Here is a 20,913-nt window from a genome sequence, read left to right on the forward strand (position 1 = left end):
TATTGAAAAGTGCGATAGAAAAGAATCATGCCTCGATCTTCCAATGTGTTTGTGGAGCCCGCCGACCGCTATGACGTGGTCATCATCGGCGGCGGAATAGCCGGTCTGACCGCTGCCACCGTGCTGGGGCGGGCCTGCCGCCGGGTTGCGGTTGTGGACGCAGGCCAGCCCCGGAACGGTCCCGCGGACCAGGTTCACGGCTTTCCCTCCCGGGACGGCATTTCGCCTGCGGAACTTGTGCGCCTGTGCCGGTCGGATTTGGAGCAGTACGACGTAGAGCTGGTGTCCGGGCAGGTTATCCGCGTGAACGAGGACCGGCAGGCCGAGCTTGCCGACGGCAGAGTGCTGCAGGGCAGGCATCTGCTGCTGGCAACCGGGCTCCGGGACACCCTGCCGGACATTGCCGGTGCCCGGGAACGGTGGGGCCGGGACCTTTTGCACTGCCCCTACTGCCACGGCTGGGAGATGAGGAACCAGGCGCTGGCCATCCTGGGAACGGGGCAAAGCTCCGTCCAGCAGTCCATCCTGGTCCGGAGTTTCTCCGCGGAGGTGACCCTGATCGTCCAGGACGGGCTCGAGCTTTCAGGCGATGACGTCCGTTCCCTTGAGGCTATGGGCGTGGACGTTGTGGAGGGGACAGCACAGCGGCTGCTCATCCGCGAGGACGCCCTGGAAGCGGTGGTCCTGGCGGACGGCCGGACCGTCCCGTGCCGTGCCCTGTTCTGCGAACCCGTGGCCACTGTTGACCCTGCGCTGGCCGACATACCGGGATGCACCCTGGACGCGGACGGGTGCCTGGAAACGGATGACAACGGTCGGACCGGGGCAGACCGGATTTGGGCCGTCGGGAACGTCACCGATCCGTCCGGCCAGGTGGTGCCGGTGGCCGGTGACGCCTACCGGCTGGCGGTGGCGCTGAACGCACAGCTGCTGGAGGAGGACACCGAGGCGGCGCTCAGCGGCGGGGAGCGAGCAGCGGCGAGCCTTTGACTCCGTCGCCGTCCGTCATTCCGTCCAGGACAAACCTCAGCGCCTCAACCGAGGTGCGCCGCGGAGTCCAGCCCAGCAGATCCCGTGCCCGTGAGGTGTCCATAATGGGAGCGCCGGCAGCCATGTCTATCCAGCCCGGATCGGTGCGCTGCAGGTGTGCGGCCCAGGTCAGGCCAACGACGGCGCGCACCAGTTTCACCGGAATGTTCAGCAGCCGCCGGGCGCCCAGCACGCCGGCGAGCAGCTCCGGGGTGATCACCGGATCGGCGGCGATGTTGAAGGCACCCTCGGCCCGCTGGTCCACCACCCGCCAGTAAGCATCGGCCATGTCATCGGCGTGGACAATCTGGAAGGAGAACTCCTTCGGCAGGGGGATCAGCGGCAGGCGCAGCTTGTTCAGGATGAACTTGGGCACCAGCGGGCCCAGGAAGTAATTGCCAATTTCGGTGCCGGCATCCGAGGATAAGATCAGTCCGGGACGGAGCCGGGCTACCGGTATCTCCGGATACTCGCGTTCAAATTTGTCCAGCAGCGCTTCCTGCTCGCCCTTGTGCCGGCTGTAGTGGGAGCTGGCGATGCCGCGCGCGGGCCACGACTCATCGGTGAGCCGGTCCTTGGGGGCGGGGGAGTAGGCGCCCACGGACGACGCGCAGACAAACTGGCGCACCCCCGCGGCCGCCGCGGCGGCCAGGGCGTTTTCGGTGCCGTGCACGTTAATGCGGTGCAGCTCCGCCTCGTCACGGTTGGGCTGGATGGCCCAGGCGAGGTGGACGACGGCGTCGGCTCCCTTCAGTGCCTCGGTCAGCTTTTCCCGGCCCTCACTCGTGGCGATGTCGATACTGTGCCACTCGACGCCGTCGTACGGCGGGGTGCCGCCGTCGGGGATCCGCCGGGCAATGCCCACGATCTCCAGGCCCTCCGGACGTTCGCTGCGGGCCTGGGCCAGCCGGCGGAGCAGGGCTGTGCCGACGTTTCCGGTTGCTCCGATGACAGCTACTCGCATGTGGCTCAATTCCTCCGGCTGTGGTGATCGTGGATAAGCAAGCGTTGTCCCTCGACTCTACCGGGGAGACGGGCGGCAGAGCAGGGGGCAGCCGGGACCGGTTCGGAGCCACTAGTGTTGAGTGCAGGATCAGGCACACGCACCCGAACGAGGATTCCCATGGCTGAGAACACGGCAACAGACCAGGACAACGGCTCCGGCTTCAGCACTCGCGGAGCCTATGTCACCGGCGGTACGGAATACACCCGGGACACCAACTACATCGAAACGCGGATCACGCGCGACGGCCGGGACGGTTATCCGGTGGAAGCCGGCAGATACCGGCTGATCGCAGCACGGGCCTGCCCCTGGGCTAACCGGACCATCATTGTGCGGCGCCTGCTGGGTCTTGAAGATGCCATTTCGCTGGGCACCCCCGGCCCCACCCACGATGCCCGGAGCTGGACCTTTGACCTGGATCCGGACGGGAGGGACCCGGTGCTGGGGATCGAACGCCTGCAGGAGGCGTTCTTCCGCCGCACACCCGGCTACAGCCGCGGCATCACCGTACCGGCCGTCGTGGACATTCCCAGCGGCGCCGTGGTGACCAACAATTTTCCGCAGATCACCGAGGATTTCTCCACTGAGTGGAAGGACTTCCACCGCGAGGGTGCCCCGGACCTGTTGCCTGCAGAGCACATGGAGGAAATGCGGGCTGTCAACAAGCGCGTCTTCACCGAGATCAACAACGGCGTGTACCGCTGCGGCTTCGCCGGATCGCAGGAGGCGTATGACGCCGCCTATGACCGGCTGTGGGCCGCAATGGACTGGCTGGAGGACAGGCTCTCCCGCCAGCGCTACCTCATCGGCGACACCATCACCGAGGCCGACGTCCGCCTGTTCACCACCCTGGTCCGCTTCGATGCGGTCTATCACGGCCACTTTAAATGCAACCGGAACAAGCTCACCGAGATGCCGAACCTTTGGGGCTACGCCCGGGACCTCTTCCAGACGCCGGGCTTTGGCGACACTGTCGACTTCGAGCAGATCAAGGCCCACTACTACATCGTCCATGAGGACATTAACCCCACGGGTATCGTTCCCAAGGGGCCGGATTTGTCCGGGTGGCTCACCGAGCATCACCGGGAGCAGCTCGGCGGCCGGCCGTTCGGCAACGGAACCCCTCCGGGACCGGTGCGTCCCGGCGAAGAGGTGGCCCCGGGGCACGGCGCGCGCTGATTGCTTTCCGCCCGGCGAATAGGGCACAGAAACGTTTCTTAAGGACCGGGACCGTAGGTTAGCCTTACTTAAGATCATTCCGTCTTAAGGAGGTGCCGCGGTGGGCGTGAACGCCAGCTCCTCCGCACCGGCACCTAAAACCCTCCGCTTTGCCGGGACGGAAGGGCAAATACCGTCCCGCACAGCGGTTCCCCGGAACGGCCGCCGGGCGGCCCTGCTGGCGGCCGCGATCGGCGTGCTGGCGCTGGCCTGCCTGGCATCCGTGGCCTTCGGCGCACGGGCGCTGTCCTTTGGAACCGTGCTCGAAGCCCTCACCTCCTACGACCCCGGCAACGGAGACCATGCGGTGGTGGTGTCGAGAATTCCCCGCACCGTCCTTGGCCTGCTGGCAGGCGGCGCACTGGGGCTGGCCGGGGCCGCCATGCAGGGCGTGGCCCGCAATCCACTGGCGGACCCCGGAATTCTGGGGGTCAACGCCGGAGCGGCTTTCTTCGTGGTGCTCGGCATTTACGGGTTCGGCATTTCCACCTTCCTTGGCTACATCTGGTTTGCGCTGGCCGGAGCGGCACTGGCCGCCGTCCTTGTGTACACCGTGGCGAGCCTGGGCAGGGAAGGCGCCACTCCGGTCAAACTGGCCCTCGCCGGGGCGGCCCTGTCCGCCGGACTGAGTTCACTCATGAGCGCAGTGCTGGTTTCCAGCCAGCAGACACTGGACATCTTCCGTTTCTGGCAGGCGGGCAGTCTGTCCGGTCGGGGCTGGGACGTGATCAGCGCCGTCGTTCCCTTCCTGGCAGCCGGCGCCGTCATCACGCTGTGCGCCGGCCGGGCACTGAACGGTCTGTCCCTGGGGGATGACGTGGCCCGGGGGCTGGGGCAGCGGGTGGGCCTCAGCCGCGGCATCACTGCCCTGGGAGTGGTGCTGCTGTGCGGTGCCGCCACGGCCGCCGTAGGCCCGATCGGCTTTGTCGGCCTGGTGATCCCGCACATGGTCCGGTCCTTCACCGGGCCGGACTACCGGTGGATCCTTCCCTTTTCCCTGGTCCTGGCGCCGGTGCTGCTGATCATTGCCGACATCATTGGGCGCCTAGCCCTCCCGCCGGGAGAAATTCCAGTGGGCGTCATGACCGCCGTCATCGGAGCCCCTGTCTTTATTTGGCTCGTCCGGCGGCGGAAGCAGGCCCAGCTGTGAGCGCATTGCTGGACCGTTCCGCAACCGGACCGGGAGCCCTCCTGGTCCGCGCCGCCCGCCGCCGGTCCCTGAAACGCGGCCGCGTGGTGGCCACTGTCCTGGCGGCCGCCGTCGTCGTTCTCTTTGCAGTCAGTATCCTGCTGGGCACCTACACCGTCACCATCCCGGACTTCTTCCGGATACTCGGCGGGGAACAGATTCCCGGTGCCACGTTCATCGTGATGGAGAGCAAGCTGCCGCGCGCCGTTATAGGACTTCTGGTGGGTGCCGCCTTCGGGATTTCCGGCAGCATTTTCCAAACCATGCTGCGCAACCCGCTGGCCAGCCCGGACATCATTGGCATCAGCTACGGAGCCAGTGCCAGTGCCGTGGTGGCCATAGTGGTCTTCGGTGCCGCCGGGACAACTGTTTCCCTGGCCGCCCTGTGCGGAGCCCTGGTTGTCGCGATGGCCATCTACCTGCTTTCCCGGCGCGGCGGTGCAGCCGGTTACCGGTTGATTCTGGTCGGCGTCGGCTTCGCCGCCGTTATGCAGGCCGTGGTGACCTTTTTGATGACGCGTGCCGATGTGCGGACCGCTTCCCAGGTGCTGGTCTGGCTGAACGGTTCGCTGAACTCCAGCAACTGGGACCGTGCCGCCGTTCTGGCCCTGGCCCTGCTTGTGCTGCTGCCCGTTACTGCGGTCCTTGCGCGCCGGCTGCGCGGGCTGGAGCTGGGAGAGGACACAGCAGCGGGGCTTGGACTGCGGGTTGAGGCGTCCAAACTGGGGTTGCTGGTTGCCGGGGTGGCTCTGGCTGCCGTGGCCACCGCTGCTGCGGGACCAGTGGCTTTCATTGCCTTTCTCTCCGGCCCGATTGCCAGGCGCCTGCTGGGCGGGCGGCACTCGCTAACGGTCTCCGCCCTGGTGGGCGCCGTCATCGTGCTGGCCGCAGATTTTGTCGGAGCCAATCTGGTTCCCGGTGTTTCACTGCCCGTGGGCGTGGTGACAGGTGCCCTCGGGGCGCCGTTCCTGCTGTGGCTGCTGGTGACTTCCAACCGTGTAGGCCGAGGAGGCTGAGATGGACAATACCCCTGACCCGAACACCCTGAGCGCACAGGATCTGGTTCTTTCCTACGGCGAGCGCCTGGTGGTGGACGGTTTGTCGGTCACACTCCCCGCCGGGCAGATCACGATCATTGTCGGCGCCAATGCCTGCGGCAAATCCACACTGCTGCGCGGCCTCTCGCGGCTGCTCAAACCTGCCGGCGGCACGGTGCTGCTGGGCGGAAGGGACATCCATTCCCGGCCTGCCCGCGAGGTGGCACGCACTCTGGGCCTGCTGCCCCAGACTCCGGTGGCGCCGGACGGCATCACCGTGGCGGATCTGGTGGGCCGCGGCCGCTACCCGCACCAGGGCTGGTTCCGCCAGTGGACACCCGGGGATGACGACGCCGTTGCCGCCGCGCTGGAAGCCACCGGCACTCTGGACCTGGCGGAGCGGAACGTTGATGAGCTCTCGGGAGGCCAGCGCCAGCGGGTGTGGATTGCCATGGCCCTGGCGCAGGAGACCAGGATTCTTCTGCTGGATGAGCCCACCACCTTCCTGGACGTCACCCACCAGATTGAAGTGCTGGATCTGATCACGGACCTGAACCGGCGGGCAGGCACCACCGTGGCGATCGTGCTGCATGACCTGAATATCGCCGCCCGCTATGCAGACCACCTGATTGCAATGAAGTCCGGTGCCGTCGCCGCTCAGGGCGCCCCGGCCGACGTTGTCACCGAAGACCTGGTCCGTGACGTTTTTGGTCTGGAATCCAGAGTCATTCCCGATCCTGTCTCCGGAACCCCTATGGTGGTTCCCATTGGCCGTCATCATGCGTTGCAGCCGGCTGATGAGGACCCTGCCAGAGAGGTGGGCTACCTGCCCAACCCGCACGACACCCTAACCGCACGCGAACCAAAAACCCGCCTGGAGGCCGCATCATGACTCAGGTCAGCACCCGCACCGGAGCAACAGCGGTACCCCGCAAGGCACGCCGTGCCTCAGGTGCCGGAGCCGTGATGTGCTTCGACGTCCAAGTGCGGCGGGTCCAGCGCCTGAGCGAAAACTTCCAGCGCATCACCTTTGCGGGTCCGAGCCTTTCCGAGTTTGGGATCCAGGGACAGACCCACGATCTGCGGATCAAAGTGGTGGTTCCTTCGATTGCTGCCGACGGCAGCCGGATTCCGGTGCCGGAGTTCGACTGCAGTGATACCGCCTGGTACCGGAACTGGCTGCAGCTGGACGAGGCTGTGCGCGGTTCCATGCGCACCTACACCGTCCGTGCTGCCCGGTGCTCGGGTGCCGAGCCGGAGATCGACGTCGATTTTGTCCTGCACTTCGATGAAGAGGGCAGGGGCGGCCCCGCGTCCAGCTGGGCTGCCGCTGCGGAACCGGGGGACCGGGTCAGCATCATTGGGCCCAACGCCGCCCACTGTGTCACGGCGGAGTCTTACGGCGGGATTGAATGGCGTCCCGGGATGGCACGCCACATCCTGCTGGCGGGCGACGAAACGGCCGTACCGGCGATCACGGCCATCCTGGAGAGCCTGCCCCGGGACGTGACCGGCCACGCCCTGCTGGAAGTTCCAACAGCCGCCGACGAGCAGCAGGTGTCCACGGAATCCTCGGTCCGGGTGAGCTGGCTTGCCCGAAGCGGCCGGCCCCACGGTGAACTGCTGGACGCCGCTGTCCGGGAGGCCGTGGCGCTTCCCGGATGGGCCTCCGTGGACGGTGCGCCGGTGCCGCCCCGCCCCCGGATCGAAGACATCAACGTGGACGAAACCATCCTTTGGGAGACACCTCAGCGGCTTACTCCGGCGGCCGTCCAGGGAACACCCAACCCGCACACGCCGTCGGGCGCGCTGCCGTTCTACGCCTGGATTGCCGGCGAGGCCGCCGTGGTCCGCGGGTTGCGCCGCTATCTGGTGAGCGAAGCCGGAATTGACCGCAAACAGGTTGCGTTCATGGGCTATTGGCGCAGGGGCCGCGCCGAAGGCTAAGGTTCGGAGCCACCTCTACGGAGTGTGATCTGCCGCCAAGGGATGACTGACCTTCATCACAATTGCTTTCATCCCAAAGTGCCGCGTCGGTAAAGTGAAACGAGTGGGAGCCTGGCTCCCGCCTATGAGAACTATTGCTGTTCACTGCCCCTTTGCCGACAACTGCACAAGAGGTGATGGATTACGACGAAGTACTCAGATCATCTGACTGAAATCCGGGAACGGCTTCTGCCGGAACTGCGGGACCGTATCCTGCCGGACCTGCGGGAAAAGGTCCTCAGCTGGACCACAGAAAGCGCACCGCCCGGAAAGAGTATTTCCTCGAGACTTGCAAAGCACTGGCCGGAGACAATGAGGTACCGGCTCGAAAAGGTACCGGCGGCCGTTCAATCCCTGCCGGCAGACCTGCGCTGGCTGTCCACCCCCGCTCGCAAAACCTGTGCCCTCGGGGCCGGGGCGGCGCTGGTGCTCGGGTCGGCCGTGGCAGGCACTGCCCACAGCGCCGGGCAGGATGCCCTCCTTTTGGAGCGGGCATCTGTGACTTCCGAACTGTCTGCGGAACACGGAGACAGCTCTGCGGAACCCGGAGAGAGTTCCGGGGAGCCGGCCGAAGCGCCCCCTGCGGAAAACGGGCAGGGCTCCACGACGCCTGTGGAGGAGGCGCCCGCAGAACCTGCTCCGGAACCCCCGTCGGTGCCGCTGGACGAGCTGCGCGTCACGTCTCCGTTCGGCTGGCGGGAAAACCCGCTGCTTGGAAACGGTGCACTGGAATGGCACACCGGAATTGATTTCGGTGCCAATCTGGGCACACCCGTCAAATCTATTGCGCCGGGCACCGTGGTGTATGCGGAATATCACCAGTACGGCGGACTGCGGGTTGTTGTTGACCACGGAGACGGTGTCGAAACCACCTATAACCACCTGAATGACATCTTTGTTGAGGTGGGCCAGTGGGTGGATATCAACCAGGAGGTCGGGGCCGTTGGAAGCACCGGAAACTCCACCGGACCTCACCTGCACTTTGAAGTGCTGAAAGATGGCGAATATCAGGATCCCGCAGTCTGGATGGGACTCTAGCAACGAAGGCCGCTGCCCCTGGCCCGGGGCAGCGGCCTTCTAGACTTCAGGGTCGGTCAGAATGGCCGGATCCTTCTCACCCTGCGGCATCCGAACCCGCAAAGCGCTGGGATCGACGCGGAAAGCCACGTGCGAGGCCTTGCCCAGGTGGTCACCGTCAACTTCGAATTCCTGCGGGGTCTGCGTGAAGATTTCAGCTTCCTTGCACTGGTAATACTCCACGGAAGTTCCCTTGCCCTTCCCCCGGCGCAGCAGTCCGGCCACAACACCGAGCCAGCCCAACCGCCCCTTGGGGGCCATGGTCATGATGTCCAGCAGCCCGTCGTCAATCCGGGCACCGGGGAAAATCTCCAGGCCACCCATGATCTTTCCGCAGTTGCCGCCCATCACGCTGCGGGGAAAGCCGGAGATCTCCTTGCCGCCGTCGAGCCGGATGGTGCTCTTGACCGGTTTGCCTGGCAGGTTTCGGACACCAGCGTCAATGTAGGCCAGCCAGCCGACGCGGTCCTTGAGCGTGTCGTTCGTATCGCCCATGAGAGCGGCGTCGTACCCGAGCCCGGCCATGACCAGGAAAACGTCGCCTTCCAGCGCGCGGTCCAAGGTGACGTGGACGACGTCGATATTGCGGTCCGTTCCGGTAAGGGCGGCGGTAACCGCGGCCTCCGGATCGTCGACGGCGATATCCAGATTGCGGGCCAGCAGGTTCCCCGTTCCAAGCGGGATCAGCCCCAGCGGCGTGTCAGTGCCTGCCAGTTCGGCGGCAACACAGCGTACGGTTCCGTCGCCGCCGGCCGCGATCACCACATCCACGCCGGCCTCCAGGGCCTCTTTGGCCATGCCGCGCCCCGGATCTTCCTTGGTGGTTTCCAGCCACAGCGGCTCATCCCAGCCCTGGTCCCGGCAGGCGCTCTCAACCAGGGCGCGGATGTCCACATCGGTCTTTTTGATGGGGTTCATGATGACTGCGGCACGTTGGCGCGGTCCGGCTGCTGAGCTGGCCATGGGTTCCTTTGGTTGCTCGCGGTGTACTGCGAAACGGTGTCGGTATTGTTCAGAGTCTAATCCGCCGGGCGTGCAGCTAGCTGTCAATACGGAAACAACAGAATCAACTTGTACCCTGTGGGAGTGACTTTTACTTCTCGGTATGTGGCTTTGGGCGATTCATTCACTGAAGGCGTGGGGGACTGGGATGACTCCCTGCCCAACGGGGTGCGGGGCTGGGCGGACCGCGTCGCCGAGCAGCTGATCCTCGCCGAAGACTCCTGGGGATACGCCAATCTGGCGATCCGCGGCAAGAAACTGCATCAGGTCCTGGCGGAACAGGTGGACGCCGCCATCGCACTGGAACCAACGCTGGTGAGCATTTACGCAGGCGGCAACGACATTCTGCGCCCCCGGGTGGACATCGACACACTGATGGACTCGTACGACGGCGCCATTGCCAAGCTGCGTGCCTCCGGCGCCGCTGTGCTGATGTTCACCGGATTCGATTCGGGCCGGTCACCGGTGTTTGGGGCCACCCGGGGGCGGACGGCGCTGTACAACGAGCTGGTGCGCGAGGTCGCTGACCGCCACGGTGCCGAGCTCGTGGATTACTGGCGCATGAAGGAACTGCAGGACGAAAGGTACTGGGACATAGACCGGTTGCACATGGCCCCGGCCGGACATATGTTCACGGCCAAGAAAGTCCTCGAAGTCCTGCGCCGCACCGACACCATCGATGTCCCGGAGCTGGACGAGCTGCCTGCGCGGACCCGTGCCGAGCAACTGCGCCGTGATGCCCAGTGGGCTCGGGAATACCTCGGACCGTGGGTCGGGCGCCGGCTGCGGGGGGTTTCCTCAGGTGACAATCTGACCCCTAAATACCCGATTCCGGTACACCCCAAAGTTCCGGTCCGTTCCTGAAAAAGGGCCCCTGAACGGTGCGTAAAACCTCCGGGGTGAGGTGATTCACAGAATTCCCCAAGAGCCCAATGACTGCATGGGTCTTTTCCCGGCAAATGGTGTCCTGAACGCATCATCAGAACACTGATAATTCGGTAACCCCCGCTGTTTTTCCTAAACTTGTTGGTCTGCCTGACGCCTGTTGCGGCGTCCGGCCGGTTGCTTCCGATACACGCAGCTGACTTCTAGGAAAGAAAGCCAACATGCCTAAAGATGCACCCACTCTCCGCCGCCCCGTCCTGAGGCGCCGGCGCCTGAAGGTTGACGACGTGAATGTTGTCGACAAATCGATGATGAAGAAAGCCGTGGGCGGAACCGTCGTCGGCAACACCATGGAATGGTTCGACATTGGTGTCTACGGCTATCTTGCCGTCACCATGGGAGCGGTTTTCCTCTCCGAGGCCGACGCCTCCGCCCAGCTGATCTTCAGCCTGGGCGTTTTCGCCGCCACCTTCCTGGCCCGCCCGCTCGGCGGAATTGTCTTCGGCCGGCTCGGCGACCGTCTGGGCCGGCAGAAGACTCTGGCCACCACTCTGATGCTGATGGCCGGCTCAACGTTCGTGATCGGACTCCTCCCCGGCTACGACCAGATCGGCATGTGGGCTCCGGTGCTGCTGGTCCTCATGAAGCTGCTCCAAGGCTTCTCCACCGGCGGCGAGTACGCCGGTGCCACAACCTTCGTGACGGAGTACGCCTCCGACAAGCGCCGCGGCTTCCTCTCCAGCATTCTTGACCTCGGCAGCTACATGGGCTTTGCCCTCGGCGCCGGGGTTGTGTCCATCCTGCAGTTGACGTTCAGTGCCGAAACCATGCTCGACTGGGGCTGGCGCATTCCCTTCCTCGTTGCAGGCCCCCTGGGCCTGATCGCCATCTACTTCCGGCTCAAGATTGAAGAGTCACCGGCCTTCCAGGCCACCCTGGATGCGCAGGAGGAGAACGCAGCTTCGGGGAAGCCCGACGGCGAAACGGCACCTCCGGGAACGCTGGCCATGATTGGCCTGTACTGGCGCCCGATCATCGTCGCCATGGTCCTGGTAGCCGCAGCCAACACTGTCGGATATACCCTGACCTCCTACATGCCGTCCTACCTCACCGACTCAATGGGATACGACGCCGTGCACGGCACACTGCTGACCATCCCCGTCCTGGTGGCGATGGCACTGTGCATTCCTCTCTGCGGAAAGCTGTCGGACCGCATCGGCCGCCGTCCGGTGCTGCTGATGGGCGCGGGGTCCACCATTGTGCTGGCCGTTCCGGCGTTCCTGCTGATTGCCCACGGCCCTGTCTGGTCGACCCTGCTGGGACTGGGCCTGCTGGCCGTTCCCGTGACCCTCTACGTGTCCAACCTCGCCTCGGCGCTTCCGGCACTGTTCACCACGGCGAGCCGCTACGGCGCCATGGGCATCTCCTACAACTTCGCCGTGGCGATCTTCGGCGGCACCGCACCGCTGATCATGCAGGGGCTGATCAATCTGACCGGCAATGACCTGATGCCGGCATTCTGGCTGATGGCAACTTCCGTTGTGGGAGCAGTGGCCGTCTACATCATGAAGGAATCCGCCAACCGGCCCATGCCCGGGTCCATGCCCAGCGTGGATACTCACGCCGAGGCACGCGAGCTTGTGGCAACCCAGGATGAGAATCCCCGGCTCGACGTCGATTCCCTGCCGTTCGGTGTGGAAGGCACCGGGGCGCCTAAACAACAGGACAGCTAAGCGCGCCGGCCCCGCCCGCCGAATCATTGAAGGCTCAAGCAACCATGGGAGTATAGACAAATGAGCGACACCGAGTTCTCCTCCGTCCCCTGGCTGAGTCCCGATGAACGACGGGCGTGGCTGGCTCTTTACGCCGTGGCCACACGGCTCAACCCCACGCTGGATGCAGACCTGTCCAAGCGGGCACGGATCACGCTTTTCGATTACCACGTGCTGGCGATGACCTCCGAGGCACCGGAGCGTGCGCTGCCGATGAGTGAACTGGCGGCCCGGTCCAACGCATCCCTCTCCCGGCTTTCGCACGTGGTGAAGAAACTTGAGGGCCGCGGCTGGATGGAACGCTCGCAGTCGCCCGACGACGCCCGCGTCACCATGGCCGCGCTCACGGACGAGGGTATGGCAGCCCTGGCCTCACTCGCTCCCGACCACGTCCGCTCCGTCCGGGATCTGGTCTTCGACGGACTGGACGCCCGCGACGTGAGTGACCTCGAACGCATTGGCCGGCGCATCCTGGGCCGGCTGGAACCGGGCAACAGCATCGTTGAAGACAACACCCCCGCCGATCCCTCCTGAGAGCGGCGTCAGGGCATTTTGTTAGCCTTGGTGTAAATGGAGAGCAGTCAACACGCCCCCCCCCAGCGAGAGGTACCACATGCACACCCCCCGCATTCTGACACTGATTCTTGCCGGCGGAACGGGAGGCCGCCTTGGCTCCCTCACGGACCACCGGGCCAAGCCTGCCATGCCGGTTGCCGGCTCCTACCGCCTGATCGATGTTCCCCTGTCAAACCTCCACAACAGCGGGCTGTCCGACGTCTGGATCGTGGAGCAGTACAAGCCCAAGTCACTGAATGACCATTTGGTCAGCGGCCGCCCCTGGGACCTGGACCGGACCAACGGGGGCCTGCGGGTGCTGCCGCCCTATCAGGGCGGCGAAGGGGAGGGGTTTGCGCAAGGCAATGCTGACGCTCTGTACCGCCAGGCGGACTACATCCGCGATTATGATCCGGACCTGGTCCTGGTGCTCAGCGCCGACCATCTCTACCGGCTCGATTACCGGGAGGTTCTTGCCACCCATGAGCGTTCCGGTGCTGCCCTGACCGTGGTTACGACCAAGATCCGCAGGAACCCCTCCGACCACGGTGTGGTGGAGGCGAAGGACGGCTTCGTGACCGGCTTTGAGTACAAGCCGGAGAAGCCCAAAACCGACCTCGCGGCTGCCGAAATCTTCCTTTACGACGCAGCCGTGCTCCTGAACGCCATGGATGAGCTGATGGAAAGGGACGGCCAGCTGGAGGATTACGGCGACCAGCTGATTCCCTACCTGCTGGAGACGGAAAAGGTGGCCGAACATCGTCTGGAGGGCTACTGGCGGGACATGGGCACGCCGAGCAGCTACCACGAGGGCCACATGGACTTGATTGACGGCCGCGGGCTGGACTTCGATGACCCTCAATGGCCCATCCTCAGTGCCTCACCGCGCCGGCTGCCCGGTTTCGCCGGCGAGGCGGCCCGGGTTTCCAGCAGCCTCCTCGCGCCGGGCTCCCGGGTGGAAGGCAGCGTCCGGCGCAGCGTCCTGGGGGCCGGCGTTCTGGTGGAAGCCGGCGCTGAAGTGGAGAACTGCGTTCTCCTGGGTGACGTGAAGATCCGTTCCGGCGCAAAGCTGCGCAACGCCATTGTGGATGCCGGCGCAGTGGTGGGCGGCGGCACCGAACTCGACGGCGCTGAGCTGGATCCGGAGGCGGCAGTGGTGGTTGTCGGGGCGGACGGGGCAGTGCAAACGCCGTCGTCGCCGTCTAAAGGGTGAGGTCAGGCACCTTTAACGGGTACAGTATCCCGCCGGTTTGAATGAAAGCCGGGTTGCCCCTAGGATAGAGAGGCGTTAAGTTGCGCCTATGTTCGAGAGAGATGCCGTAAGGCGGGCCTGGAGACATTTGCGCGGCCACCCGTATAAACCTAGAATTGAAGGCTGTCCCGGCAGATACTGCTTGGCATCCTGAACTTCACCGTCTTCCCCGCGGCGAGGCACTTCGGCTGGATCTCACCCCGCCAGGTCAACCTCCGGAAAGTCGCAGTAATAACGGTGTCAAAACTGGTGGCGGGACGCTCTTTATGGCAGGTGCTTAGGCAAACGCCCTGTGTCTGTTTTTTGAGGACCGTCATATTTACTACAACTGGAGGAGAGATCATGGCAGCTTATTGCCAGGTCACCGGAGCCATCCCCGGCTTTGGTCACAGCATTTCGCACTCGCACCGCCGCAACAAGCGCCGGTTCGACCCGAATATTCAGAAGAAGCGCTACTGGGTTCCGTCCCTGCGCCGCAATGTGACGCTGCAGGTTTCGGCCCGCGGCATCAAGACGATTGACGTGCGCGGTATCGACGCCGTCATCACTGACCTTATCGCGAAGGGTGTGAAGCTCTAGTGGCTAAGGACAAGGACGTACGTCCGATCATCAAGCTGAAGTCGACCGCCGGCACCGGGTACACCTACGTGACCCGCAAGAACCGTCGTAACGACCCGGACCGCATGGTCCTGAAGAAGTACGACCCCAAGGTCCGCCAGCACGTCGAATTCCGTGAGGAGCGCTAAGAATGGCAAAGAAGTCAAAGATTGCCCGCAATGAGCAGCGCAAGGTCATTGTTGAGCGCTACGCTGCGAAGCGCCTCGAACTGAAGAAGACCCTGGTGGATCCGAACGCTACCGACGAAGCCCGCGAAGCTGCACGCCTCGGCCTGCAGAAGCTTCCGCGCAACGCCTCGCCGGTACGCCTTCGCAACCGTGACCAGATTGACGGCCGCCCCCGCGGTACCCTCCAGAAGTTCGGTATCTCGCGTGTGCGTTTCCGCAACATGGCCCACGCAGGCGAACTGCCCGGCGTGAAGAAGTCCAGCTGGTAAGCACTGCTTAACTAAGCTTTCAAAAGGGCGGCAACCTGCGGGTTGCCGCCCTTTTGCATGCCCCGGAGCTGTTTGGCGGCGGGTGTGCGTAAAATCCGCGCCGTTGCAAGGAAACAGGCTAAGGGCCTCGATGGGGTAAATGGCACCTTTTTCTGGGCTGAGAGCTGAAAAAACCGCGAAAAACAGCGGATTTTTCCTGATTTCCGGGCGCGGACTGGTAAGTTTCCAACAGTGGCGGTTTCGCATCCGTGATCCGCTCGAGCTAACACCTAGTCCAGGAGGACATAAATTGGCTATGAACCGCAGTGAACTTGTTGCAGCAGTGGCAGAGAAGTCCGGCAACAGCCAGACGGCAGTGAACGGCGTTCTCGACGCTGTCTTCGACATCTTCGCAACCTCCGTTGCCAATGGCGAGAAGATCACCATCCCCGGATGGCTCGCAGTCGAGCGCACTGACCGCGCTGCCCGCACGGGCCGCAACCCGCAGACCGGCGAAACCATTCAGATCCCGGCAGGCCACAGCGTCAAGCTGACCGCCGGCTCCAAGCTGAAGGCTGCTGTCTCCACCAAGAAGTAACCTCCGTTCCTGAGGCAAGGGCCGGCGCCTGAGGGCGCCGGCCTTTTTTGTGCAATTAGCCCAAATTTCTACCGGGGGTAGAGAATAGGTATCGTGCCTAAAACTGCCAACACCGATACCGCCGGCGCCCGCCTGCCGTCCGGCGCTTCCACGCCTGCCGGAGCCGTTGGGGGCGGCTGGCTCGCCGCCGCCGCTGCCGTCCTGTTCACGGCCCTTGCCGGGGCGCTGGTCTTCTCCGGTGCCGCCGCGGCCCAGCAGCTTTCCGACCCCGGTGCACTGACCCGATGGGCCCTGCCTGTTGCCAAGGCCGTGCAGAACGGTGCCATGGCAGCGGTCATTGGAGCGCTGGTGTTCTCAGTCGCCATCCTGCCAAAGTCGCTGAAGTTCACGCGGTCCCGCAAGGTCCGGGCGGATGAGCCGGAACACCCCGCCTTCGCCCGCGCCATGTCACTGGCAGGGTTCGCCGCCGCGGTCTGGACGCTGGCCGCCGTTGGCGTGCTGCTCTTCACCTACTCGGATGTCTCCGGCCTGCCGCTGAGCGCGGAGGCAAGTTACACACAGGGCCTTGGCGCCTTCGTCACCGACTTCTCCACCGGCCGCGCCTGGCTGGCGGTGAGCATCATTGCAGCAGTGGTCACCACCCTGGCCTTCGGTGTCCGGTCCCTGAACGGTCTCGCCGCCACCACCGTGCTGGCCGCCGGGGCCATCATCCCCATCGCGCTCGTCGGCCACTCAGCAGGCGGCGACGACCACAGTGCCGCCGTGAACTCCATCGGGCTGCACCTGGCCGGTGTGTGCCTGTGGATTGGCGGACTCATTGTCCTGGCTGTTGTCTCGCGCCAGCTGGGTCCCATTACCGGCGTGGTGCTGCGCCGCTACTCCGCCCTTGCCGGTTTCGCCTTCGCGCTGGTCTTCCTGTCCGGCGTCATCAACGCCTCCCTGCGCATCACTTCTCTTTCCCAGCTGAATTCCGAGTGGGGGAGTCTGGTTATTTTCAAGGCCGCGGCAACCCTGCTGCTGGGCGTGATCGGGTTCCTGCACCGCCGATGGATCATTCCCCAGCTGCCCGCCAAGATTCCCGGCTCCGCCGCAGGCTCCAACGAGCAGGGCGGCCCCCGGGCGAAGAGCGCCAACCGCATTCTCTGGCAGCTGATCGGTGTGGAACTGCTGATCATGGCCGCTGTCTCCGGCGTGGCCGTGGCCCTGGGCCGCACCGCCACCCCGCGGCCGGAGGAGCTGCCGGCCAACGCATCGCCGGCGCGGATCCTCACCGGATACGACCTGCCGCCGGAACTGACGAATGAACGCTACCTCACCGAGTGGCGCTTCGACTGGTTGTGGGTCGCGATCGTGCTTGTCCTGGCGATTTCCTACATTGCCGGAATGGTCAAGGTGCGCCGCCGCGGTGATAAGTGGTCAATTGTTCGTGCCCTGTGCTGGCTGTTTGGCCTTGCTGCGCTGACCTACGTCACGTCCGGTGCCCCTGCCGTGTACGGCATGGTGCTCTTCAGCACCCACATGCTGGCCCATATGTCCCTGACCATGGTGGTTCCGCTGTTCCTGGTGCTCGGTGCCCCCGTAACACTGGCGCTGAAGGCGCTGACACCGCGCGGGGACGGCACCCGCGGGATTCGGGAGTGGATCCTCGTCGGCGTGCACTCGTGGTTCTCCAAACTGGTCACCAACCCCATTTTCGCGGCCGTCAACTTTGCCGGGTCCATCGTGATCTTCTATTACTCGGAGCTGTTCGGGTTCGCCCTGCGCCAGCATGTGGGCCACGAACTGATGGTTGTGCACTTCCTGCTGACCGGCTACATCTTTGTCCTCACCATGATCGGCATCGACCCGCTGCCCTACCGGGCGCCGTATCCGCTGCGCCTGGTGATCCTGCTGGCCACGATGGCCTTCCACGCCTTCTTCGGCGTGGCGGTCATGGGCGGAACCTCCCTGATCCAGGCCTCCTACTTTGGAAACATGGGCCGGGACTGGGGACTGTCCGCCCTCGCTGACCAGCAGCTCGGCGGATCCATCATGTGGGGCCTGGGCGAGATTCCCACTGTCATGGTGGCCATTGGGGTGGCGCTGCAGTGGTCCCGGACTGACGCCCGCGAAACACGGCGTAAAGATCGGGCAGCCGAAAGGAATAATGAGGCTGAGCTGGCCGCTTACAACAACATGTTTGCCAATCTGGCCAAGCGGGATGCCAGCAGCTCTGAAGGAGACCGTTAATGACTGAAACTGTGCGCACCGGATACCGGGTGCGGGCCTCCGCCCTGGAGGGCCGCAACTGGCTCAACACCGGCGGCCGCCAGCTCGGGCTGGAAGACCTGCGCGGGAAGATCGTGCTTCTGGACTTCTGGACCTTCTGCTGCATCAACTGCCTGCACGTCCTGGACGAGCTTCGCCCGCTGGAGGAGAAGTACTCCGACGTGCTGGTGACGGTGGGTGTGCACTCGCCCAAGTTCGAGCACGAGGCAGATCCCGTGGCCCTGGCAGCGGCTGTGGAACGCTACGAAATCCGCCACCCGGTCCTGGATGACCCGGAGCTGATCACCTGGCAGGCCTACGCGGCCCGCGCCTGGCCAACTCTGGTGGTCCTGGATCCGGAAGGCTACATCGTGGCCAACCTGTCGGGTGAAGGCCACGCCGCCGGCCTCGAATCATTGATCAGCGAGCTCGTCGAAGAGCACGAAGCCAAGGGCACGCTGCACCGCGGAAACGGCCCGTACGTTCCGGCCGAACCCACCGCCGGCAACCTGCGTTTTCCCGGCAAGGCCGTTCCCCTTCCCGGCGGGACCTTCCTGGTGGCCGATACCGGGCACCACCGCCTCGTGGAACTTGAGGATGATCTCACCACAGTGCGCTCTGTTATCGGTGACGGCACCAAGGGATGGCGCGACGGCGACGCCGGCACGGCACAGTTCAACGAACCCCAGGGCCTGGCCGTCCTGCCTGCCGCCGTGGCGGAGCAGACCGGGTACGACGTCGTGGTGGCGGACACGGTCAACCACCGGCTGCGCGCAGTGGCCCTGGCCTCCGGAACCGTCACCACTGTCGCCGGAAACGGCGTGCAGCGGCTCCTGGACGCCGGCAACCAGACAAAGCGGGCACCCGGCGCGGACCACCCCTCCGAAGCCGCCTCAGCGGCCGGCAGCGACGTACCCGGATCGGCGTCCGTGCAGCCGGCCCTTGGCTCCGACCCGCTGGCCGTGTCCCTGTCCTCGCCGTGGGACGTGACCTGGTCCACTGCGCTGGGCCGGCTGGTAGTGGCCATGGCCGGCACGCACCAGATTTTCAGCTTCGATCCGCTCACCGGCGCACTGGGCATCCTGGCCGGCACCGGGCTTGAAGGCCTGCTGGACGGCGACGGTGCGGAGGCTTGGTTTGCCCAGTCCTCCGGCCTGGCCGAAGACGCTGACGGCAACATCTGGGTCGCCGACTCGGAAACCTCAGCGGTTCGCCGTTTGGCCTTTAGTACAGCCGACGGCACCACACGGGTATCGGTCAGCACCGCCGTCGGAGCCGGGCTCTTTGACTTTGGCTTCCGCGACGGGCCTGCCGGGGAGGCGCGTTTGCAGCACCCGCTGGGAGTTGCAGTGCTGCCGGACGGTTCGGTGGCCATCGCCGACACCTACAACGGTGCTGTTCGCCGTTACGACCCCGCAACTGAAACCGTTTCCACCCTGGCCCGCGGGCTCTCCGAGCCTTCCGGCGTCCTGGTGGACACCACTGCCGGGGAACCGCTGCTGATCGTGGTGGAAGCCAACAAACACGAACTGGTGCGGCTGCCCATTCCCAAGGAAGCCCAGTCGGTGGACGAGGGTGCCCGGCAGACACAGCGCCCTGCCAGCCCGATGGCCGCGGGCACGGTGGCGCTTTCCGTCCGCTTTGCCGCTCCCAAGGGCCAGAAGCTGGACGACCGGTGGGGAGATCCCACGCAGCTGAAGATCTCATCCTCTCCGGAGGAACTGCTGGTTTCCGGCGGAGGGACTTCCACCGGGCTGACGCGTGAGCTGGTGCTTTCGGACTCCGTGTCCGGCGGTGTTCTGCACATCACGGCACGCGCCGCGGCCTGCGACGGCGAGCCCGGCGGCGAGATCCCCGACCACGCCGCCTGCCACCTGTACCAGCAGGACTGGGGCATCCCCGTGACCATTGACGCCGCGGGAGACACTGAGCTCACCCTGGACCTGCGCGGGCTCGACTAGCGGAATCTGTGCGGCAATCGACCAGCCCGGCCACAGACATCCGGCCGGGCTAGTCGATCAGGGGAGTAACGGACACCTCGCCTGCACCAACGGACAGCTGCGCGGCGAAGCTGAAATCCTTCTCAACCTCCAGCGGGCTCTTGACACCGCTGAAGAGGTCCGTCTGCTCAGCGGTGAGACGGGCCTTGCCGTTGAGCGGGGAGAGTACCCACTTCCCCGACACCGAACGAATATTGACTTCCGGGTACTGCGTGATTTCCCAGACGATGGGCGGCTGGACCCGGTTGTCGGTGAAGTGGAAGAACGGACAGCCCGGCGGGGCGAGCCGGTCCTGGGCGCCGGTGCAGCCGGCGAGAAAATCGCGGACCTTGGCATCTACGGCATTTCTCAGGGCCTCGGTGGCCTCGGTTGCCAGGACCAGGGAGACGGTGTCACGCGGCGAAGTCAGGACTCCTGATTCCGCCGGGGCGGCGAAGAACTCCGATTCGTAGGAAGCTTCCACGCGGGTGGGATAGAAGGAAGCAAACGTGGTGGTCTCTTCAGGCAGGGCCACCTGAACGCCGTTGAGGACGGCTTCGCGCTGGCTGGGGGCGCTTACAGTCACCGTGGGAAGGACCGAAGGGACAAAGGACCACTGGTCAAAAAAGAACCAGTGCTTCTCAGTACGCGTCAGGCGGAAGGTGCTCTGCGCCTCCTCGGCGCCCATGGCATAGGTGACGTCAATATCCACCCTGTCCTCACCGGCGTCGCGGGGTTCACCGATCTGAACCAGCTCAAGGTCCGCGGCTGCGGCCCGCAGCGCGTCTCCGTCCAGCAGGGCGGCATTGGATTGCGGAACCGTGGCGGCCAGCAGGCCCAGGGCGCGTTCCCCGTCCCCTTCTTGGAGGGCGTCGAAGTAGCTGCTCACCTGGTGCCCCGGGCCGTACACCTTCGCATTGACGAAATAAATGACCACCACTGCCGCAGCGATGGTGAGCATGAGGGCAAGCAGCCACGTGGCCACTGCTTTGATTACCGATGTTGTTCCCTGCACCGATCAAACGATACCGGGTGAAACAGGAGAAGCCCG

Annotated in this window: 20 protein-coding genes; 17 read left to right on the forward strand and 3 right to left on the reverse strand. The window is 64.8% G+C overall.

The window, feature by feature from the left end; genetic code table 11:
* Positions 1–27 precede the first annotated feature (27 nt).
* Positions 28–990 carry an NAD(P)/FAD-dependent oxidoreductase gene (locus CXQ89_RS02735; protein ID WP_104160216.1) on the forward strand — a complete coding sequence of 321 codons (963 nt, stop codon included), beginning with the start codon at positions 28–30 and terminating at the stop codon, positions 988–990.
* Here the strand turns inward: CXQ89_RS02735 and CXQ89_RS02740 are convergent.
* The gene (locus tag CXQ89_RS02740) at positions 956–1,993 is read right to left on the reverse strand and encodes an NAD-dependent epimerase/dehydratase family protein (protein ID WP_104160217.1); all 1,038 of its coding nucleotides are present in this window, start codon (positions 1,991–1,993) and stop codon (positions 956–958) included. The genes CXQ89_RS02735 and CXQ89_RS02740 overlap by 35 nt on opposite strands.
* A 159-nt stretch (positions 1,994–2,152) precedes the next feature.
* On the opposite strand from CXQ89_RS02740, the gene CXQ89_RS02745 reads away from it, so the two are divergent.
* From CXQ89_RS02745 to CXQ89_RS18730, 6 genes are all read left to right on the forward strand, one after another.
* On the forward strand, positions 2,153–3,211 hold the full coding sequence (locus CXQ89_RS02745) for a glutathione S-transferase family protein (RefSeq protein ID WP_104053183.1): 1,059 nt from the start codon (positions 2,153–2,155) through the stop codon (positions 3,209–3,211).
* Positions 3,212–3,317: 106 nt separating this feature from the next.
* Complete coding sequence (locus CXQ89_RS02750) at positions 3,318–4,400, forward strand: FecCD family ABC transporter permease (RefSeq protein WP_374952968.1); 1,083 nt, start codon at positions 3,318–3,320, stop codon at positions 4,398–4,400.
* A 41-nt stretch (positions 4,401–4,441) separates the two neighbouring features.
* Positions 4,442–5,455 (forward strand): FecCD family ABC transporter permease, encoded by a 1,014-nt coding sequence (locus CXQ89_RS02755; RefSeq protein ID WP_372434168.1) that lies wholly within the window; start codon positions 4,442–4,444, stop codon positions 5,453–5,455.
* A 1-nt stretch (position 5,456) separates the two neighbouring features.
* Positions 5,457–6,368: an ABC transporter ATP-binding protein gene (locus CXQ89_RS02760; RefSeq protein ID WP_104160219.1), complete on the forward strand. Its 912-nt coding sequence runs from the start codon at positions 5,457–5,459 to the stop codon at positions 6,366–6,368.
* Entirely contained in the window at positions 6,365–7,423 is a 1,059-nt protein-coding gene (locus CXQ89_RS02765; protein ID WP_104160220.1) for a siderophore-interacting protein, read from the forward strand. The genes CXQ89_RS02760 and CXQ89_RS02765 overlap by 4 nt, the downstream gene beginning before the upstream one ends.
* Positions 7,424–7,774: 351 nt before the next feature.
* Complete coding sequence (locus CXQ89_RS18730) at positions 7,775–8,500, forward strand: M23 family metallopeptidase (RefSeq protein WP_237685648.1); 726 nt, start codon at positions 7,775–7,777, stop codon at positions 8,498–8,500.
* A 39-nt stretch (positions 8,501–8,539) separates the two neighbouring features.
* Here CXQ89_RS18730 and CXQ89_RS02775 read toward each other — a convergent pair whose 3' ends face one another.
* A complete protein-coding gene (locus CXQ89_RS02775) occupies positions 8,540–9,502 on the reverse strand; it encodes a diacylglycerol kinase family protein (protein WP_104053178.1) in 963 nt (320 codons plus the stop codon).
* Between the two features lie 123 nt (positions 9,503–9,625).
* On the opposite strand from CXQ89_RS02775, the gene CXQ89_RS02780 reads away from it, so the two are divergent.
* The 10 genes from CXQ89_RS02780 to CXQ89_RS02830 all read left to right on the forward strand — a co-directional run bounded on the left by CXQ89_RS02780 (position 9,626) and on the right by CXQ89_RS02830 (position 19,844).
* Positions 9,626–10,405, forward strand: coding sequence for an SGNH/GDSL hydrolase family protein (locus CXQ89_RS02780; protein ID WP_104053177.1), 780 nt, complete (start codon positions 9,626–9,628; stop codon positions 10,403–10,405).
* Positions 10,406–10,647: 242 nt separating this feature from the next.
* Entirely contained in the window at positions 10,648–12,159 is a 1,512-nt protein-coding gene (locus CXQ89_RS02785) for an MFS transporter (RefSeq protein WP_104160221.1), read from the forward strand.
* Positions 12,160–12,219: 60 nt separating this feature from the next.
* Positions 12,220–12,732 carry a MarR family winged helix-turn-helix transcriptional regulator gene (locus tag CXQ89_RS02790; protein WP_104053175.1) on the forward strand — a complete coding sequence of 171 codons (513 nt, stop codon included), beginning with the start codon at positions 12,220–12,222 and terminating at the stop codon, positions 12,730–12,732.
* A gap of 79 nt (positions 12,733–12,811) precedes the next feature.
* A complete protein-coding gene (locus CXQ89_RS02795) occupies positions 12,812–13,966 on the forward strand; it encodes a glucose-1-phosphate adenylyltransferase family protein (RefSeq protein ID WP_104160222.1) in 1,155 nt (384 codons plus the stop codon).
* A 381-nt stretch (positions 13,967–14,347) separates the two neighbouring features.
* Entirely contained in the window at positions 14,348–14,584 is a 237-nt protein-coding gene (gene rpmB, locus CXQ89_RS02805) for a 50S ribosomal protein L28 (RefSeq protein ID WP_104053173.1), read from the forward strand.
* Positions 14,584–14,751 (forward strand): 50S ribosomal protein L33, encoded by a 168-nt coding sequence (rpmG, locus tag CXQ89_RS02810; protein ID WP_104053172.1) that lies wholly within the window; start codon positions 14,584–14,586, stop codon positions 14,749–14,751. The genes rpmB and rpmG overlap by 1 nt, the downstream gene beginning before the upstream one ends.
* A gap of 2 nt (positions 14,752–14,753) precedes the next feature.
* Positions 14,754–15,059, forward strand: a complete 306-nt coding sequence (rpsN, locus tag CXQ89_RS02815) for a 30S ribosomal protein S14 (RefSeq protein WP_104053171.1) — start codon at positions 14,754–14,756, stop codon at positions 15,057–15,059.
* Positions 15,060–15,348: 289 nt separating this feature from the next.
* Positions 15,349–15,636 (forward strand): HU family DNA-binding protein, encoded by a 288-nt coding sequence (locus CXQ89_RS02820; protein WP_104053170.1) that lies wholly within the window; start codon positions 15,349–15,351, stop codon positions 15,634–15,636.
* Positions 15,637–15,729: 93 nt separating this feature from the next.
* Positions 15,730–17,865: a cytochrome c oxidase assembly protein gene (locus CXQ89_RS02825; protein WP_374952969.1), complete on the forward strand. Its 2,136-nt coding sequence runs from the start codon at positions 15,730–15,732 to the stop codon at positions 17,863–17,865.
* Entirely contained in the window at positions 17,865–19,844 is a 1,980-nt protein-coding gene (locus CXQ89_RS02830) for an NHL domain-containing thioredoxin family protein (RefSeq protein WP_104160223.1), read from the forward strand. The genes CXQ89_RS02825 and CXQ89_RS02830 overlap by 1 nt, the downstream gene beginning before the upstream one ends.
* 49 nt (positions 19,845–19,893) lie before the next feature.
* Here CXQ89_RS02830 and CXQ89_RS02835 read toward each other — a convergent pair whose 3' ends face one another.
* Positions 19,894–20,877 (reverse strand): hypothetical protein, encoded by a 984-nt coding sequence (locus CXQ89_RS02835; RefSeq protein WP_146067189.1) that lies wholly within the window; start codon positions 20,875–20,877, stop codon positions 19,894–19,896.
* Between the last annotated feature and the right edge of the window lie 36 nt (positions 20,878–20,913).

This window comes from Arthrobacter sp. ZGTC212 (genome assembly GCF_002929255.1).
In the GTDB taxonomy this organism is placed as follows: domain Bacteria; phylum Actinomycetota; class Actinomycetes; order Actinomycetales; family Micrococcaceae; genus Arthrobacter_B; species Arthrobacter_B sunyaminii.

Bases quoted from the DNA above. Each gene is read 5' to 3' on its own strand.
- CXQ89_RS02735 (WP_104160216.1), top strand. From the start codon at position 28: ATGCCTCGATCTTCCAATGTGTTTGTGGAGCCCGCCGACCGCTATGAC.
- CXQ89_RS02740 (WP_104160217.1), bottom strand. From the start codon at position 1,993: ATGCGAGTAGCTGTCATCGGAGCAACCGGAAACGTCGGCACAGCCCTG.
- CXQ89_RS02745 (WP_104053183.1), top strand. From the start codon at position 2,153: ATGGCTGAGAACACGGCAACAGACCAGGACAACGGCTCCGGCTTCAGC.
- CXQ89_RS02760 (WP_104160219.1), top strand. From the start codon at position 5,457: ATGGACAATACCCCTGACCCGAACACCCTGAGCGCACAGGATCTGGTT.
- CXQ89_RS02765 (WP_104160220.1), top strand. From the start codon at position 6,365: ATGACTCAGGTCAGCACCCGCACCGGAGCAACAGCGGTACCCCGCAAG.
- CXQ89_RS18730 (WP_237685648.1), top strand. From the start codon at position 7,775: ATGAGGTACCGGCTCGAAAAGGTACCGGCGGCCGTTCAATCCCTGCCG.
- CXQ89_RS02775 (WP_104053178.1), bottom strand. From the start codon at position 9,502: ATGGCCAGCTCAGCAGCCGGACCGCGCCAACGTGCCGCAGTCATCATG.
- CXQ89_RS02785 (WP_104160221.1), top strand. From the start codon at position 10,648: ATGCCTAAAGATGCACCCACTCTCCGCCGCCCCGTCCTGAGGCGCCGG.
- CXQ89_RS02790 (WP_104053175.1), top strand. From the start codon at position 12,220: ATGAGCGACACCGAGTTCTCCTCCGTCCCCTGGCTGAGTCCCGATGAA.
- CXQ89_RS02795 (WP_104160222.1), top strand. From the start codon at position 12,812: ATGCACACCCCCCGCATTCTGACACTGATTCTTGCCGGCGGAACGGGA.
- rpmB (WP_104053173.1), top strand. From the start codon at position 14,348: ATGGCAGCTTATTGCCAGGTCACCGGAGCCATCCCCGGCTTTGGTCAC.
- rpsN (WP_104053171.1), top strand. From the start codon at position 14,754: ATGGCAAAGAAGTCAAAGATTGCCCGCAATGAGCAGCGCAAGGTCATT.
- CXQ89_RS02830 (WP_104160223.1), top strand. From the start codon at position 17,865: ATGACTGAAACTGTGCGCACCGGATACCGGGTGCGGGCCTCCGCCCTG.